The following is a 15,060-nucleotide window of genomic DNA, read 5'->3' as shown; positions in this document are numbered from 1 at the left end:
CGTGCCCCTCACCACCACCGGCGAGCTCGTCACCCGCGCCGCCGCGGCCCGCGCCGCCGTCGCCTCCTTCAACGTCATCACGCTGGAACACGTCGAGGCGGTCATCGCGGGTGCCGAGTCCGCGCACACCCCCGTCGTCCTGCAGATCAGCGAGAACGCGGTCAGGTTCCGCGGCGGCCGGCTGCTGCCGCTCGCCCGGGCCGCCGGCACGGCCGCCGAACACGCCGCCGTACCCGTCGCCCTGCACCTCGACCACGTGCAGAGCGACGCCCTGCTGTACCAGGCGGTGGACGCCGGCTTCAGCTCCGTCATGTACGACGCGGCCCGCCTGCCCTACGAGGCGAACCTCGCCGCGACCCGGGCCGCGGTCGACTGGGCGCACGCCCACGGCCTGTGGATCGAGGCCGAGTTGGGCCAGATCGGCGGCAAGAACGGCAGACCCCCGCTGGACGCCCACGCCCCGGGTGCCCGCACCGACCCCGAGGAGGCCCGGGCCTTCGTCGCCGACTCGGGCGTGGACGCCCTGGCCGTCGCGGTCGGCAGCGCCCACGCCATGACCACCCGCACGGCGGCCCTCGACCACGCCCTCCTCAAGCGCCTGTCGGCCGCCCTGGACGTCCCGCTGGTCCTGCACGGCTCCTCCGGCGTCCCGGACGGTGAACTCACGGCCGCGATCGCGGGCGGCATCACCAAGGTCAACATCGGCACGGCCCTCAACATCGCGCTGACCGGCGCGGTCCGCGACTTCCTCGCCGAACGCCCGGAGGCCGTCGACCCGCGCGGCTACCTGGCGGTCGCCCGGGACGCCATGACCCGGACCGTGGCACGGACCCTGCGCACCCTCGCCGCGCCTACCGCTTGACGGCCTTCAGCACCACGAACTTCGGGTCACTCGCCACGACCCGGCTGTTGCCGAACAGCTTCCGCAGCTTCACGTGGTAGCCCAGGTGCCGGTTGCCGATCACCCACAGCTCCCCGCCGGGCCGCAGCGCGCGCCGCGCCCCGCTGAACATCCGCCAGGCCGTGGCGTCGGTCGTCGCCTGGTGGGAGTGGAACGGCGGGTTGTTGAGGACCAGGTCGACACTGCCGGACGGCACCCCCGCCAGCCCGTCGCCGACCCGGAACTCGGCATGCCCCGGCACGCCGTTCGCCCGGTACGTCGCCTCCGCCGACGCCACGGCCTGGAACGACTCGTCCACGAACAGGACCTCGGCGCCCGGGTCGGCCAGCGCCACCGCCGTCCCCACCACCCCGTTGCCGCACCCCAGGTCCACCACCCGGCCGCCCCCGCCCTGCGGGAGGTGCCCCAGGAAGAACCGGGTGCCGACGTCGAGCCGGTCCGCGCAGAAGACGCCCGCGTGGTTGACCACCGTGCGCCCCGAGGCGGCGCCGATGCCGTCCGGCAGCGTGTAGACGTACGGCCACGGGCTGGCGGGCCGCTCGCGCGCCGGCTCCGGCGAGCAGAAGATCAGCCGGGCCTTCTTCTCGGCGAGGGAGGTGCGGGTCGGGCCGAGGATCCGCTCGAACAGCCGGAGCGTGGAGGTGTGGATCTCCTTCACCATCCCCGTGCCCACGACGACCGTCCCCGCGTGCACCGCGGGCGCCAGCCGCAGCAGCTGGTCCTCCAGCAGCGCCAGGCTCTTGGGCACCCGCACCAGCAGCACGTCGATCCGTTCCGGCGGCGCGTCCTGCGTGGTGAGCAGCCGTACCGCGCCCGGTTCGGCCCCGGCCCGCGCCAGGTTCGCGCGCGTCGCCTCCTGCGTCAGGTACGAGTCGGTGATCTGCACCGGCCGGTGCGCCGCGAGCGCCGTGACCAGCGCGCCCCAGCGGTCGCCGACCACCACGACCGTGCCCGACAGCTCGGCCTCCTCCCCGGCCAGATGCCGCAGCAGGTACTCGTCGGAGGCGTCCCAGGCGCGCAGCGTCTCGCGCGGGTCCTCGGGGAAACGGGTCAGCGCGAGCGCGCCCCACGGCGTCGTCATACGGTCGTTCATCGTGCGTCCAGGCTAGCCGAGCCGCAGCTCAGCCCCGGTCGGGCAGGATGGAGGGCATGGACGGCGAGCTGTTCCCCCGAGCCCGTGCCGAGGTCGCGCCCGGCGCGGTGCACCTGCCGGACTGGCTGGACACCGATGAGCAGCGCGCCCTGCTCGACGCCTGCCGCGCCTGGGCCCGGCCGCCCGCCGGACTGCGCACGGTCCGCACCCCCGGCGGCGGCACCATGACCGCCCGCCAGGTGTGCCTCGGCTGGCACTGGTACCCCTACGGCTACGCCCGCACGGTCACCGACGGGGACGGCGCGCCGGTCAAGCCCTTCCCGGACTGGCTGGGCGACCTGGGCCGCCGGGCGGTCCGCGACACCCTGAGTGGACCGGAGCCCGCCTACGACATCGCGTTGATCAACTTCTACGGCGTCGACGCCCGCATGGGCATGCACCGCGACAGCGACGAGCAGTCGGACGCGCCGGTGGTGTCGCTGAGCCTCGGCGACACCTGCGTCTTCCGCTTCGGCAACACCGAGACCCGCACCCGGCCCTGGACCGACGTCGAGCTGCGCAGCGGCGACCTGTTCGTCTTCGGCGGCCCGTCCCGGCTCGCCCACCACGGCGTGCCCCGGGTGCACGCCGGCACGGCACCGCCCGAGCTGGGCCTGACCGGACGGCTCAACATCACGCTCCGGGTCAGCGGCCTGTAGGCCGCCGCTCCGGCGGATCATGGGAGACTCGCCCTCATGAGCGGGAAGGCGGACCCCCGGCCGGGGGATGGGAGCACCTCGAGGACACGGCTGGACCGGGGGCGCTCGGCCCTCGGACCCGCGCTGGAACTCGTGCACACCGGACGCGCCCCGACCCGGGCCGTGCTCACCGCCGAACTCGGCGTGACCCGGGCGACGGCCGGCGCGGTCGCCGCCGAACTGGAGGCGCTCGGGCTGATCCGGGTCGACGCCCGGCCCGGCGCGGCGGCCGGTTCGCAGGGCCGGCCCTCGCACCGGCTGGCCGTCGCCGAGGACGGGCCCGTCGCCCTCGCCGCGCAGGTCCACGCCGACGGGTTCCGGGCGGCGCTGGTCGGACTGGGCGGCCGGATCGTCGCCACCGCGCCCGGCTGCGAGACCGTCGACGCCGACCCGGCGAAGGTGCTCGCCTCCGTCGTCACGGCGGGCGCCGAACTGCTGCGGGAGACCGGACGCCGGTGCGTCGGCGCGGGCCTCGCCGTACCGTCCGCCGTCGCCGAGCCCGAGGGCCTGGCCCTCAACCCCCTGCACCTGGCCTGGCCCGCGGGCGCGCCCGTGCGGGACATCTTCGCCGAGCAGGTGCGCGCGGCCGGCATCGACGGACCCGCCTTCGCCGCGAACGACGTCAACCTCGCCGCGCTCGCCGAGCACCGGCACGGCGCCGGACGCGGCTCCCGCGACCTGCTGTGCGTGGCCACCGGACACCGGGGCGTCGGCGGCGCGCTCGTCCTCGACGGCCGTCTGCACCGGGGCAGTTCGGGCCTCGCGCTGGAGGTCGGCCACCTCACCGTGCACCCCGAGGGGCGTCCCTGCCACTGCGGCAGCCGCGGCTGCCTCGACGTGGAGACCGACCCGCTGGCCTTCCTCACGGAGGCCGGACGCGAACCGGGCCCCGAGGTGTCCCTGCTGCAGCAGTCCATCGACCTGGTCCGCCACCACTACGACGACCCGGACGTGCGCACCGCCACCGAGGCCCTCATCGACCGGCTCGGCCTCGGACTGGCCGGCCTGGTCAACATCCTCAACCCGGACCGGATCATCCTCGGCGGCCTGCACCGCACGCTCCTGGACGCCGATCCGGGCCGCCTCCGCGCCGTCGTCGCCGACCGCAGCCTGTGGGGCCAGAGCGGCGGCGTCCCGATCCTGGCGTGCACCCTCGACCACAACAGCCTGGTCGGCGCGGCCGAGCTGGCCTGGCAGCCGGTCCTGGACGATCCGCTGGGAGCCCTGACGGACCGCCACTGACCCGGCGTCACCGAGAGCCCGCAGCCGGCAGTTCGGAGCCCGGGTCCCGAACCTGACCCCACTGGTATCACGCTTGACCCCGCCGCTTCCGGGAAGGCGAGCCGCCGAGCGGGCAGGCTGGTGGGCGGACAGCACGCCCCCACCGCACCACCGAGGAAGTTGACGCAATGACCGACAAGCTCACCGTGAGCGTCCTGGGCACCGGCATCATGGGCGCCGCGATGGCCCGCAACCTCGCCCGCGCCGGGCACAGCGTCCGCGCCTGGAACCGCACCCGGGCCAAGGCCGAACCGCTGGCCGCCGAGGGGGCCCACATCGCCGGCACGCCCGCCGAGGCGGTCCGGGGTGCCGACGTCGTCCTGACCATGCTCCACGACGGCCCCGCCGCCCTGGACACCGTCCGCGAGGCGGCCCCCGGCCTGCGTCCCGGTACCGCGTGGGTGCAGTCGACCACCGCCGGCATCGAGGACGTCGCCGCCCTGGCCGCCTTCGCACGCGAGCACGAGCTGGTCTTCTACGACGCCCCCGTCCTGGGCACGCGGCAGCCCGCCGAGGCCGGGAAGCTGACCGTGCTCGCCGCCGGGCCCGCCGCGGGCAGGGACACGGTGACGCCGGTCTTCGACGCGGTCGGCGCGCGCACCGTGTGGACCGGCGAGGACGGGGCCGCGGCCGCCGCCACCCGGCTGAAGCTGGTCGCCAACAGCTGGGTCCTCGCCGTGACGGCCGCCGCCGGGGAGGCGCTCGCCCTGGCGAAGGCCCTCGACGTCGAGCCGAGCGGCTTCTTCGACATCGTCTCGGGCGGCCCGCTCGACATGGGCTACCTGCGCGCCAAGTCCGACCTGGTCCTGGAGGACCGGCTCACCCCGCCCCAGTTCGCGGTGAGCACCGCCGCCAAGGACGCCCGCCTGATCGTCCGGGCCGGCGCGGACCACGGCGTCCGCCTGGACGTCGCCGAGGCGGCCGCCGCCCGCATGGAGCGCGCCGCCGCCCGGGGCCACGGCGACGAGGACATGGTCGCCGCCTACTTCGCCAGCTTCGACGACACGCCGTCCGCCTGAACACCCAGGAGGTTCCCCCATGTCCAAGCCGCCGCTGCCGCCCGAGGCCGACGCCCTGCTCAGCCGCCCGAACCCGTGCGTCATGGCCACGGTGCGCTCCGACGGGGCGCCGGTCTCCACGGCCACCTGGTACCTGTGGAAGAACGGCCGGGTGCTGGTCAACCTCGACGCGGGCCGCGTCCGCCTGAAGCACCTGCGCCGCGACCCGCGCGTGACCCTCACCGTCCTCGCCGGCGACGACTGGTACACCCACGTCACCCTCATCGGCCGCGTCAGCGAGATGTACGACGACGAGGGCCTGGCCGACATCGACACGCTCGCCCGGCACTACACCGGGGACCCCTACCCGGAACGGGCCCGTCCCCGGGTCAGCGCCTGGGTCGAGGTCGAGCGCTGGCACGGCTGGGGTGCGATGAAGGACAGCGACCAGGCCTCCACCTGAGGTCAGCGCCGCCACTCGGCCGCGAACGCCCGGCCCGCGTTCTCGGTGAGGATCCGCCGCACCGGTTCCTCGCCCACGGCGTGGACCAGGCGGGGCCGCACCCGGCGCAGCAGGTACGGCATCCCGGGGCCGCCGCCCACCGAGCGGGCGGCGGCCGTGGTGGTGTCCGCGCCCAGCAGCAGCCGGTCGCCGAACCCGGCCTCGGCCAGGGCCCGTACGGCCTCCGGCATCCGCCAGTCCGTGGCGTGGTGCGCGAGGGACGGGCCGTCGAACGCCAGATAGCAGCCGCTCCGCGCGGCCAGCCGGTGCGTCACCAGGTCGGGGGAGCGGTTCAGGTGCCCGAGCACCACCCGGTGCGGCGGCACCCCCAGATCCCCGCACAGCACGTCCAGAACGTCGAGGGCGGCGGTCCCCAGCTCCAGGTGCACGGCGATCGGCGCGCCGGTGGCGTGATGCGCCTCGGCGGCCGCCGCCAGGGTCCAGCGGGCGTGCGCGTCCAGGGCGTGGAAACCGCCGGCGACCTTCACCAGGCCCGCCCGCACCCCCGACGTCCCGATGCCGTCGGTGAGTTCGCCGACGAAGACGTCGGCGAGCCGGCCCCGCAGCCGGGCCAGGGCGTCCTCGTCGTAGTGCGCGGCCTGGTGCAGCCCCGTCGCCGCCACCACGTGCACGCCGGTCTCCCGGGACAGCGGCGGCAGGTCCGCGGCCCGCCGCCCGAGCCCGTACGGCGTCCACTGCACCACGGCCCCGCCGCCCTGCTCGCGGAACGCGGCCAGTTCGGCCCGGGCCGCCGCCACGCTGCGCAGTTCCTGGCCGGGCATCCGGGGACTGCCGAAGAACAGGTGGTCGTGGGCGTCGCACACCCCCAGCTCCCCGGGGGCGACATCGCCCAGCACCGTGCGGACCGCGCTCACCACCGGCGTCCCCGCCGTATCCGGTCCCGGCCCGGGGCCGACAGGTGCAGCACCTCGAAGACGTCTCCCTCGGCGCCGGCCGGCTCCCGGTCCCAGAGGGAGAACGTCACCAGTTCCCAGCGGCTCGTGTCGACGGCGGCCGCCGCGAGCAGGACCCCGTCCCGCGCCGCCAGCCGCCCCGCTCCGGCCGCCGCGTCCCGGGCCGCGTCCCCCAACGGCCCGCCGTCCGGCAGGGGGTGGAGCCCGCGCACTGCGAACCGCGCCGGGCCGCCGTCCCCTTCCTCGTAGGCGAGGCCGGTCCACTGCCGCGCGCACGGCCGTCCGAAGTCGTCCGCGATGCCCTGGAAGGCGCCTCCCCAGAGGAAGGCGTTCATGCCGTCGACGGTGTTCCAGAGGTAGAACGGCGCGTAGGCGTTGACCGGCGAGCCGCGCAGGCCGCGTTCGCGCACGAGGTAGGCCTTGAGGCCGAGCCCGTCCCAGTCGTCGAGCAGGTGACCCCGGCGGGCCACCCGGTCGCGGATGACGCTCATGTCGTAGTCGGCGGGCAGGGTGATCTCGTACTGCAGGGCGTGCATCGGAGGTCTCCTCAGGGGGTCCGGGGCGCCAGCAGGCAGAGCAGTCCCCGTACGCCCGCGTCGAACGCGGCGGGGGAGCCGGAGGCACGGGCGAGGACGTAACCGCCCTGCACGGTCGCGACGACCGCCGCGGCGATCTCTTCGCCGTCCAGCGCGGGGGCGAACTGCCCCTGCGCACGCCCCTCTTCGACGAGGGCGGCGATCCGCCGGCGGAGCCAGTCGAGCGTCTCGTCGACCGGGGCGCGCAGTTCGGCGCTGGCCATCACGTCCGGGTCCATGGTGAGCCGGCCCACCGGGCAGCCCCGCATGACGTCCCGCTCGCGCCGCAGGTAGGCCTCGATGCGCTCGTACGGCGTGCCCGGGCCGTCCAGGACGCCGGCGGCGGTGGCGCGCATCTCCTCGGCGGTCCGCCGGATCGCCGCGAGCGCGAGATCGGGCTTGCCCTTGAAGTGGTGGTACATGCTGCCCTGCCCGGCGCCGGAGCGCTCCAGGATCGCCTTGGGGCTGGTGCCCACGTAGCCGCGCTCCCACAGCAGTTCGCGCGTCGACTCGATCAGCCGCTCCGAGGTGCTCATGGCCGCACTGTACATACCAGTAGTTACAGAAGTCGAGGCCGGCCGGAGCGCGAAGGGCCGGCCCGTGTACTCCCGGGGAGGTACGCGCACTGCCGCCGCCCGCACGACGACCGCAGGACCCCTGGGGAGCGACGCTCGAAGCGACCCGGATTCCGGCACGCGGACCCGAGGAGAGGGACGACATGCAGACTTTGGCGCACTTCGGCGACGGCGGGCCCGGCCCGTGGATCCTGTTCTTCCCGGTCATCTGGGCGCTGGTGATCGGCGGCGGCGTCGCACTGCTGCGCCGCGCCGCGGGGCGTGGCCGCCTCGGCGGGCCGGCGCGCAGGTCACCCGTGGACGAGCTCTCGCCCATCGCGGTGCTCGGTCACCGCTTCGCCTCCGGCGAGATCGACGAGGACGAGTACTGGCGCCGCCTGTCCGTGCTCACCGAGGAGTTCGGCCGCACGGCGGGCAGGCCCTGACCGCGGCACCCACCCCGCGCACCCGTCGGCGGCACCACTTCCCGCGCCCCGGCGCGCGACCGCGGACGGCCAGTGCGCGACCGCGGACGGCCGGCGCGCGACCGCGGACGGCCGGCGCTCGGGCGTGCGACGCCGCGCGCCGCCGACGGGGAGGGCCGCCACGGGCGACCCCCGCGCCACGATCGGCCGCTGCCGGCGGGGCGTGGGTGGGCGGGGATCGCATCCCGGGTGTCCGCCCGGAACGCGACCCGCCCCCACGGGGACGGTGGTCACCGCCCGGTCAACCGGCAACGGCGGACCGGGCGGGAGCATGTTCGGGCCGGAGCACGTCGGCGGGCCCGACCTCGGCGAACCGGCGCGTGGGTTTCTCCAGGACCGCGCGCCGCCGGCGCGTCGGCGCCGCCACCGCCGGAGCGGACGTCGGCAGGGTGAACCACACGACCTTGCCCGACTCACCGTCCGGGCGGACGCCCCAGCTCTCGCTCATGGCGGCCACCATCGCCAGTCCGCGACCACAGGTCGCGAGCGGCTCCGCGTCGTCGACCACGGGCATCCGCGGATCGCCGTCGCGCACGGAGACGGTGAGCCGGTCGAGCAGCAGCTCTATCTCCACGGTGCATGTCTTGTCGGGCTGGGCGTGCCGGTGGACGTTGGACAACAACTCCGTCACGCCGAGCGAGGCCCGGTCGATCAGGGCGTCCAGATGCCAGTAGCGCAATTGCGCAGATACGATTCTGCGGACCTGGCCGATCCGCGACGGCAGGGCTTGGAGCTCCACCGTGCAGTGCCTGCTTGGGTAGCTGATCACGGCTGCGACTCCCCGACGTGAGGTCCGGAAGAACACGGAGTTCGGATCCAGCAAGGCGTCTTCGTGACACTGTCGCCCGCTGTCGTGGCCGGCGGGCTGGTTCGCAGCGTTATCGCCGGTAAACCCAGAGTGACGTGAGACCAGAGTGACGCAGGGGGTGGGGGAGCGCAACTCACGGACATCTCAGTCGCCGCGCCCCGCCGCCCGGCGCACGGCCTCGATGAAGCGCCGCGCGGCCGGCGGGCCCGGCTCGCCCGGGGCGGGATCGTGCTCGCCCAGGGTGAGCAGGTACCGCTCGCCGTTGAGGTCGGCCGTGGCCCGGCCCTCGGAGCCGAACCAGGGCTTGGACGCCCGTACCGCCTGCACCGGGGCACTGTCGATCTCGCTGCCGTAGCTCGTCAGCAGTTCGAGCCGGCCGCCGCTGATCCGGACCTGGCCGGCCCGGGTGAGCGAGCGCAGCCGCTTGCCGATCCGCACGCCCGTGGCCGTGAACTCCGGCTCCGCCATGTCACCCGCCCCCTTGTGCGCGTCGGTGTACCGGCCCGCTCCCCGCGGCGCCCGGTACGGGCTCGTCTCCTGCCCCGGTGTGCCCCTCCGGCGCCCGCTCCTCGCGGGGCGGCGCCCTGCGTCTCGCGGTGGCGCGCCGCGCCCGGCCGTCGTCCGGCCCAGGCGGTGCACCGCCCCTGACGGGGCGTCGATCCGGTGGTGCCTCTGTCTGGTACCCGTGGTCCCCTCCGGAGCCTCGGTCCGGCCCGTGCGCCGTGCCGTGCCGGCCCGCCGCTCCGGTGCTGCGTCGTGCCCTGCCGGGAACCTCGGCCCGATTCGGTCGTGGACCTCGGCCCCGCGATGCAGTCTGCCCCCACCCGGCGCCGAGCACCAGTACACGCGAGCCCCCCGGCCGGGGCGCCCGCAGCACACGCGCCTCCGTGCCCCCGGGACCGCGCGCCCCCTTGCACCGCCCCCTGCCCCAGGGGGCGCTTTGGGGGGCTCAAAGGTGCGTTTATGCAGGTGAGAAGCGTGCGCCGGGTGCTTATGATGCGGGGTGCCGGCCGTGCGATCCGTCGTCGGCGCGCAGCGTTAGGAGCCCCCTTGTGAGCACTCCCCAGCAGACCCGGACCGGCGTGACCCTCGACGTCGACCACAGCGACGCCGGCTACCGCGCGTGGCTGAAAGAGGCCGTCCGCAGGGTCCAGGCCGACGCCAACCGCTCGGCCGACACGCACCTGCTGCAGTTCCCGCTGCCGGAGCAGTGGGGCATCGACCTGTACCTGAAGGACGAGTCGACCCACCCCACCGGCAGCCTCAAGCACCGGCTCGCCCGCTCGCTGTTCCTGTACGGGCTGTGCAACGGCTGGATCCGGCCGGGCAGACCGGTGATCGAGGCCTCCAGCGGCTCGACGGCCGTCTCCGAGGCGTACTTCGCGAAGCTGGTCGGCGTGCCCTTCATCGCCGTCATGCCGCGCACGACGAGCGCCGAGAAGATCCGCCTCATCGAATTCCACTCCGGGCGCTGCCACTTCGTGGACGACCCCCGCACCATGTACGAGGAGTCCGCCCGCCTCGCGGCCGAGACCGGCGGCCACTACATGGACCAGTTCACGTACGCCGAACGCGCCACGGACTGGCGCGGCAACAACAACATCGCCGAATCCATCTTCCGCCAGCTGCGCAGGGAACGGTTCCCCGAGCCGGCGTGGATCGTCGCCACGGCGGGCACCGGCGGCACCTCCGCGACCCTCGCGCGCTACGTCCACTACATGCAGTACGACACCCGCGTCTGCGTGGCCGACCCCGAGAACTCCTGCTTCTTCGACGGCTGGACCACCGGCGATCCGGACGTCACCTGCGACTGCGGCTCCCGCATCGAGGGCATCGGCCGGCCCCGGATGGAACCGAGCTTCGTGCCCGGCGCGATCGACCGCATGATGAAGGTGCCCGACGCGGCCAGCGTCGCCGCCGTTCGGGCCCTGGAACGCGCCATCGGCCGCAAGGCGGGCGGCTCGACGGGCACGGGCCTGTGGAGCGCGCTGAAGATCGTCGCGGAGATGGTGTCCGAGGGCCGCCAGGGGAGTGTCGTGACCCTGCTGTGCGACCCCGGGGACCGGTACCTCGACAAGTACTACTCGGACACCTGGCTGGCCGCGCAGGGACTGGACATCGCGCCCTACGGCGCCGCGATCGACTCGCTCCTGGAGACGGGCGTCTGGCCCTGCTGAGCCGGCTCCGCGACCTCGGCGGTCCCGTCGCTCACGTGCCGAGCCGCCGCTCCGGCGCCGGCACGGCGTCCCGGAACGCGCGTCCCCGGCCCGCCCTGAACGCCCTCACGGCCGGCCGGTACGCCCCCCTCCCGGCGGTCGCGAAGGTCCACCGCACCCGGGTGCCGCCGCCGGCCGGCGTGCGCTGCCACTCCTCGACGATCGCCCGCGCCCCGGGCGCGTTGGCGACGTCGACGCGGTAGGCGTACACCTCGGGCTCCCGTGCGGCGAGGACCGTCTCACGGAACCGCACGCTGCCGGTGAGGGTGATGTCGCGCCCCGCGCCGGAGCCGGTGGCCCCGGCGGCCTTCACCCGGGGAAAACCAGTGGGCCCAGCCGGGCACGTCCACCAGCGTGCGGAAGACCGCCTCCGGCGGGGCCGTCACGGCACGGGTGAAGACGTGCCGCACGGGTGCGGTCCCGGCGAAGTCGAGACCGACCGGGCGCAGACGGTGAGCCGTGGGCGAAGCCTCCTCGTACGGCCGGACGGCGGCGACCGAGGACGTCACCCCAGCCGGCGCCCCGTCAGATGTCCGCGCCCTCGTCGGGCTCCGGCTCTCCGGCCACGACCAGCCGCCGCAGATGCTCCGCGACCACGCCGCGTGCCTCCTCCGGCAGGCCGGCGTCGGTCACCAGCGTGTCGATCCGCTCCAGCGAGGCGAACGAACTCAGGCCCACCTTGCCCCACTTGGTGTGGTCGGCGACGACCACGACCCGCCGCGCGGACTGCACGAGCCGCCTGTTCGTCTCGGCCTCCGCGAGGTTCGGCGTCGACAGCCCGGCCTCGACCGATATGCCGTGCACCCCGAGGAACAGCAGATCGAAGTGGAGCGTCTCGATCGCCTGGTCGGCCACCGGCCCCACCAGGGAGTCGGACGGCGTGCGCACCCCGCCGGTCAGCACGACCGTGGCGGCGCCCTGCCGCGGGCCCGAGGTGCGCTGGGCTGCGTGGAAGACGTCCGCGACCCGCACCGAGTTGGTCACCACCGTGAGGTCGGGCACGTCCAGCAGCTGGTGCGCCAGCGCGTACGTCGTCGTGCCACCGGACAGGGCGATCGCCGCGCCGGGGGCGACCAGCTTGGCCGCGGCCCGGGCGATGTCCTCCTTGGCGGTCAGCTCCAGCCCCGACTTGGCCTCGAAGCCGGGCTCGTGCGTACTCGCCTCGACCACCGGGACCGCGCCGCCGTGCACCTTCTCCAGCACACCCTGGCGGGCGAGCGCGTCGAGGTCGCGCCGGACGGTCATGTCCGACACGCCGAGCTTGCGCGTCAGCTCGTTGACCCGGACCCCGCCCCGGCGGCGGACCTCGTCGAGGATCAGGGATCGCCGCTGCTCCGCGAGGAGGTTCTGATTCTCGCTCACGTACGCTCCGGTCCTTTCGCCTCATCGCCGTCCGACACGCCCGGCGCACCCTGCCCGACCGGGACATACTCCCCTGGCTCCGGTGCGCGGACGTCCCATCCTCGCACGGCGCACCGGCCGGGGCGCCACCACCCGCTCGTCGCGCACATGTCACCGAATGGCCATCCGGGACTCGGCTTCGTCACGGATCGGGGAGATTCCGTGACAGCAGGTGTGCGGCGCCCCGGAAGTGGAGATCCTTGTGCCCGCACAGGCGGAGCCGACGGCGTGTCACGGGGGAAGTGCGAAGCAGTGGAACGTGCGCAGGAACACGAGTCGACCGGCGGACCGGACGGGCCCGCCGCACGGGCGTCTAGGACCGCCCTGGAACTGCTGGTCCACGGCGTGGGCGGCACCACGCCCCAGGACATGCTGGGCGATCCGCGCACGGTCCGGATCACCGGGGACGACACCGCGGCCGTCTTCCGGCGCGCCGACGACGTCGACGCCGAGCACCGCACCGACGCCGCGCGCCGCGACGGACCGGTGCCCGAGGCCTACGTGTGGTGCAACCTCACCTCCGGCAACGGCACCCGGGCCCTGTGGTTGCTGCTGTTGCCGTTCATGGTCGTCAACCTCGCCCACTGGATGCGCCCCAGCGCCCGCGACCGCCGCCGCACCGTGCGCCTGTACGGCCTGCTGGTACGGCTCACCGGGCTCACCCTGACCGTGCTGCTCGTCGCCGCCGCCTGCGAGGTCGCCCTCGACCTGACCGCCTGGCAGTGCGCCGGCACGCCCGCGTGCGCCGACCGCCACTCCTGGCTCGGCTTCCTCTCGCCCGCCGTCTCCGACGGCGGCTGGTGGAGCCTCCCGGGCCGCAGGCTCGCCCTCGCGGCCCTCGTCCCCACCGCCCTGACCGGCCTGCTGTGGTACCTGTCCCGGCGCACCTGGAGCGACTACGAGTCCCAGCAGCCCCTCGCCCGCGCCCCCGAGCCCGACGAGGACCCCGGGCCGACCGCGCTCGGCCGCCCCGGGTTCTGGTACGGGCGGCGGCTGGTGGCCCGGCTGCGCGCCGCGCACACCGCCGCCGGACTGCTGACGGTCGCCGCCGCCGTCGCCAGCGCCGCCGCCCGCCGGGACGGCGCACCCGGCGGGCCCGCCGTGCTGGACACCCTCGGCCTGCTCCTGGAGGCGGCCCTGGCGGCCTGCGGGGTCGCCGTCGTCTGGGTGGTGTGCCGCAGGGGCCGCAGCGAGAACCGCCTCGACCGGGAACTCGACGAGCGCTCCGTACGGCGCCTGCCGCTGGTCGCGCTCGCCCTGCTCGCCCTTTCCCTGCTGTACGCCGGGTGGGACCGCCCCGGATGGGAGTCGGACGGCCGCCTCCCCGGCGACGCCGCCTTCGGGGGGATCACGCTCGTCCAGGGCTCGCTGGTGGTGGCCCTCGCGATCGTCGCCCACACCCTGCACCGCACCGACCCCGACCGGCGGGCCGTGCTGCGGGGCCTGGGCGGACCGGCCGTCGCCATGCTGGCCTGCGCGCTCGGCGGGGTGATGTCCGGCGGCGTCTCGCAGCGGGTCTCCGACTGGCTGGACGGCACGGGCGCGTCGATCGACGGCCCCCCGGTCCTGCTGACCTGGCAGGCGTCGGTGATCCCGCCGCTGCTCGTGGTGGTGCTGGGGCTGTTCGGCTGGCTGGCGCATCGCGCCTGGACCCTCGCCCGCGCCGAGCGGGAAGCGGTGGCCCGCGACTACCCGGAGGAGAACCTGGACCGCGCCCGCACCCGCCGCATCGCCTCCACCCGGGCGATGGCCTCCCTCACCGACCGGGGCCCCCGGATCATCGCCGTCACCTCAGGCGTCACCCTGCTGCTCGGCGCCGGCGCCCTGGTGGGCGCCCTCGCCACCGACGAGACACCGGGCGAGGCCGCCCGGGGCACCACCCCCGTCGTGCACGGCGCGGCGGAGACCGCCCAGGCGCTCGGCTCCTGGCTGATCGGCCTCGGCTTCATACTCTTCGTCACCTGGGGCCGCCGCGCCTACAAGGACGCCGCCGCCCGCCGCACCATCGGCATCCTGTGGGACGTCGGCACCTTCTGGCCCCGCGCCGCCCACCCCTTCGCCCCGCCCTGCTACGCCGAGCGCGCCGTGCCCGACCTGACCTGGCGCATGGCGACCTGGACCCGCGCCACCGGCGGACGGCTGGTCATCTCCGGGCACTCCCAGGGCAGCGTCCTCGCCGCCGCGGCGGCCTGGCAACTCGCCCCGTCCGATCGCAGACGCGTCGCCCTGCTCACCTACGGCTCCCCGCTGGAACGCCTCTACGGCCGCTGGTTCCCGGCCCACTTCGGACCCGCCGCCCTCAGCTCGCTGCACCGGGACGTCGACTGCTGGCGCAACCTGTACCGGCTCACCGACCCCATCGGCGGTCCGATGCGCCTGCCCGGCGACCGCGGCCCCCAGGTCGACCACCCGCCCCTGAAGGACCCCCTCGCCTACGGCCGCACCGACCTGCTGCCGCTGCCCGCGCCGATCCTCGGCCACTCCGACTACCAGGCGGACCCGGTGTTCGCCGAGGAACGGCGCATGCTGCTGGCCCGGCTGCGGCCCGGCGTGCCCGCCCCGCGCGACACACCGGAGCCGCCCGCCGCGTAGCCG

At 75.2% G+C, this 15,060-nt stretch carries 15 protein-coding genes and 1 pseudogene; 8 read left to right on the top strand and 8 right to left on the bottom strand.

The features are described 5' to 3' along the window. Window position 1 precedes the first annotated feature (1 nt). On the top strand, window positions 2-862 hold the full coding sequence (locus ACPXCS_RS32695; protein WP_425949014.1) for a class II fructose-bisphosphate aldolase: 861 nt from the start codon (window positions 2-4) through the stop codon (window positions 860-862). Here ACPXCS_RS32695 and ACPXCS_RS32690 read toward each other — a convergent pair. Continuing rightward, window positions 852-1,982 (bottom strand): methyltransferase, encoded by a 1,131-nt coding sequence (locus tag ACPXCS_RS32690; protein WP_425949266.1) that lies wholly within the window; start codon window positions 1,980-1,982, stop codon window positions 852-854. The two genes, ACPXCS_RS32695 and ACPXCS_RS32690, sit on opposite strands and share 11 nt — an antisense overlap. Window positions 1,983-2,050: 68 nt before the next feature. Here ACPXCS_RS32690 and ACPXCS_RS32685 point away from each other — a divergent pair, with 68 nt between their 5' ends. The 4 genes from ACPXCS_RS32685 (at window position 2,051) to ACPXCS_RS32670 (ending at window position 5,473) form a co-directional block, all read left to right on the top strand. Then, window positions 2,051-2,692, top strand: a complete 642-nt coding sequence (locus tag ACPXCS_RS32685; protein WP_425949012.1) for an alpha-ketoglutarate-dependent dioxygenase AlkB family protein — start codon at window positions 2,051-2,053, stop codon at window positions 2,690-2,692. A gap of 36 nt (window positions 2,693-2,728) precedes the next feature. Further along, complete coding sequence (locus tag ACPXCS_RS32680) at window positions 2,729-3,973, top strand: ROK family protein (protein ID WP_425949010.1); 1,245 nt, start codon at window positions 2,729-2,731, stop codon at window positions 3,971-3,973. A 167-nt stretch (window positions 3,974-4,140) separates the two neighbouring features. After that, window positions 4,141-5,031 (top strand): NAD(P)-dependent oxidoreductase, encoded by an 891-nt coding sequence (locus tag ACPXCS_RS32675; protein WP_425949008.1) that lies wholly within the window; start codon window positions 4,141-4,143, stop codon window positions 5,029-5,031. 19 nt (window positions 5,032-5,050) lie between these two features. Beyond that, a complete protein-coding gene (locus ACPXCS_RS32670; RefSeq protein WP_425949006.1) occupies window positions 5,051-5,473 on the top strand; it encodes a PPOX class F420-dependent oxidoreductase in 423 nt (140 codons plus the stop codon). A 2-nt stretch (window positions 5,474-5,475) separates the two neighbouring features. Here the strand turns inward: ACPXCS_RS32670 and ACPXCS_RS32665 are convergent, their stop codons facing one another. The 3 genes from ACPXCS_RS32665 to ACPXCS_RS32655 are packed head-to-tail and all read right to left on the bottom strand — an operon-like array spanning window position 5,476 to window position 7,537. Then, entirely contained in the window at window positions 5,476-6,387 is a 912-nt protein-coding gene (locus ACPXCS_RS32665) for a phosphotriesterase family protein (protein ID WP_425949004.1), read from the bottom strand. Further along, complete coding sequence (locus ACPXCS_RS32660; RefSeq protein ID WP_425949003.1) at window positions 6,384-6,962, bottom strand: DUF4865 family protein; 579 nt, start codon at window positions 6,960-6,962, stop codon at window positions 6,384-6,386. Before ACPXCS_RS32660 ends, ACPXCS_RS32665 begins: the two co-directional genes overlap by 4 nt. Window positions 6,963-6,973: 11 nt before the next feature. After that, on the bottom strand, window positions 6,974-7,537 hold the full coding sequence (locus tag ACPXCS_RS32655) for a TetR/AcrR family transcriptional regulator (protein ID WP_425949002.1): 564 nt from the start codon (window positions 7,535-7,537) through the stop codon (window positions 6,974-6,976). A 182-nt stretch (window positions 7,538-7,719) separates the two neighbouring features. Between ACPXCS_RS32655 and ACPXCS_RS32650 the strand changes: the two genes are divergently transcribed. After that, entirely contained in the window at window positions 7,720-8,001 is a 282-nt protein-coding gene (locus ACPXCS_RS32650) for an SHOCT domain-containing protein (RefSeq protein WP_425949001.1), read from the top strand. Between the two features lie 280 nt (window positions 8,002-8,281). Here ACPXCS_RS32650 and ACPXCS_RS32645 read toward each other — a convergent pair whose 3' ends face one another. Together ACPXCS_RS32645 and ACPXCS_RS32640 are read right to left on the bottom strand one after the other, a co-directional pair. Continuing rightward, on the bottom strand, window positions 8,282-8,809 hold the full coding sequence (locus tag ACPXCS_RS32645) for an ATP-binding protein (protein WP_425948999.1): 528 nt from the start codon (window positions 8,807-8,809) through the stop codon (window positions 8,282-8,284). A 183-nt stretch (window positions 8,810-8,992) separates the two neighbouring features. Beyond that, window positions 8,993-9,316, bottom strand: coding sequence for a hypothetical protein (locus tag ACPXCS_RS32640; protein ID WP_425948998.1), 324 nt, complete (start codon window positions 9,314-9,316; stop codon window positions 8,993-8,995). 584 nt (window positions 9,317-9,900) lie between these two features. Between ACPXCS_RS32640 and ACPXCS_RS32635 the strand changes: the two genes are divergently transcribed. After that, the gene (locus ACPXCS_RS32635; protein ID WP_425948996.1) at window positions 9,901-11,025 is read left to right on the top strand and encodes a PLP-dependent cysteine synthase family protein; all 1,125 of its coding nucleotides are present in this window, start codon (window positions 9,901-9,903) and stop codon (window positions 11,023-11,025) included. Between the two features lie 31 nt (window positions 11,026-11,056). Here ACPXCS_RS32635 and ACPXCS_RS32630 read toward each other — a convergent pair. Then, a pseudogene (locus ACPXCS_RS32630) lies at window positions 11,057-11,513 on the bottom strand (SRPBCC family protein). Window positions 11,514-11,589: 76 nt separating this feature from the next. Further along, window positions 11,590-12,426: a DeoR/GlpR family DNA-binding transcription regulator gene (locus ACPXCS_RS32625; protein ID WP_425948994.1), complete on the bottom strand. Its 837-nt coding sequence runs from the start codon at window positions 12,424-12,426 to the stop codon at window positions 11,590-11,592. Between the two features lie 291 nt (window positions 12,427-12,717). On the opposite strand from ACPXCS_RS32625, the gene ACPXCS_RS32620 reads away from it, so the two are divergent. Next, the gene (locus ACPXCS_RS32620; protein WP_425948993.1) at window positions 12,718-15,057 is read left to right on the top strand and encodes a hypothetical protein; all 2,340 of its coding nucleotides are present in this window, start codon (window positions 12,718-12,720) and stop codon (window positions 15,055-15,057) included. Window positions 15,058-15,060: the final 3 nt, after the last annotated feature.

This window comes from Streptomyces sp. DT190, assembly GCF_049846985.1.
GTDB lineage: Bacteria > Actinomycetota > Actinomycetes > Streptomycetales > Streptomycetaceae > Streptomyces.
The sequence above is the reverse complement of the archived record's forward strand: the minus strand, read 5'-3'. Positions and strand labels throughout refer to the sequence as shown.

Bases quoted from the DNA above. Each gene is read 5' to 3' on its own strand.
- ACPXCS_RS32690 (WP_425949266.1), bottom strand. From the start codon at position 1,982: ATGACGACGCCGTGGGGCGCGCTCGCGCTGACCCGTTTCCCCGAGGAC.
- ACPXCS_RS32685 (WP_425949012.1), top strand. From the start codon at position 2,051: ATGGACGGCGAGCTGTTCCCCCGAGCCCGTGCCGAGGTCGCGCCCGGC.
- ACPXCS_RS32680 (WP_425949010.1), top strand. From the start codon at position 2,729: ATGAGCGGGAAGGCGGACCCCCGGCCGGGGGATGGGAGCACCTCGAGG.
- ACPXCS_RS32675 (WP_425949008.1), top strand. From the start codon at position 4,141: ATGACCGACAAGCTCACCGTGAGCGTCCTGGGCACCGGCATCATGGGC.
- ACPXCS_RS32670 (WP_425949006.1), top strand. From the start codon at position 5,051: ATGTCCAAGCCGCCGCTGCCGCCCGAGGCCGACGCCCTGCTCAGCCGC.
- ACPXCS_RS32660 (WP_425949003.1), bottom strand. From the start codon at position 6,962: ATGCACGCCCTGCAGTACGAGATCACCCTGCCCGCCGACTACGACATG.
- ACPXCS_RS32655 (WP_425949002.1), bottom strand. From the start codon at position 7,537: ATGAGCACCTCGGAGCGGCTGATCGAGTCGACGCGCGAACTGCTGTGG.
- ACPXCS_RS32650 (WP_425949001.1), top strand. From the start codon at position 7,720: ATGCAGACTTTGGCGCACTTCGGCGACGGCGGGCCCGGCCCGTGGATC.
- ACPXCS_RS32640 (WP_425948998.1), bottom strand. From the start codon at position 9,316: ATGGCGGAGCCGGAGTTCACGGCCACGGGCGTGCGGATCGGCAAGCGG.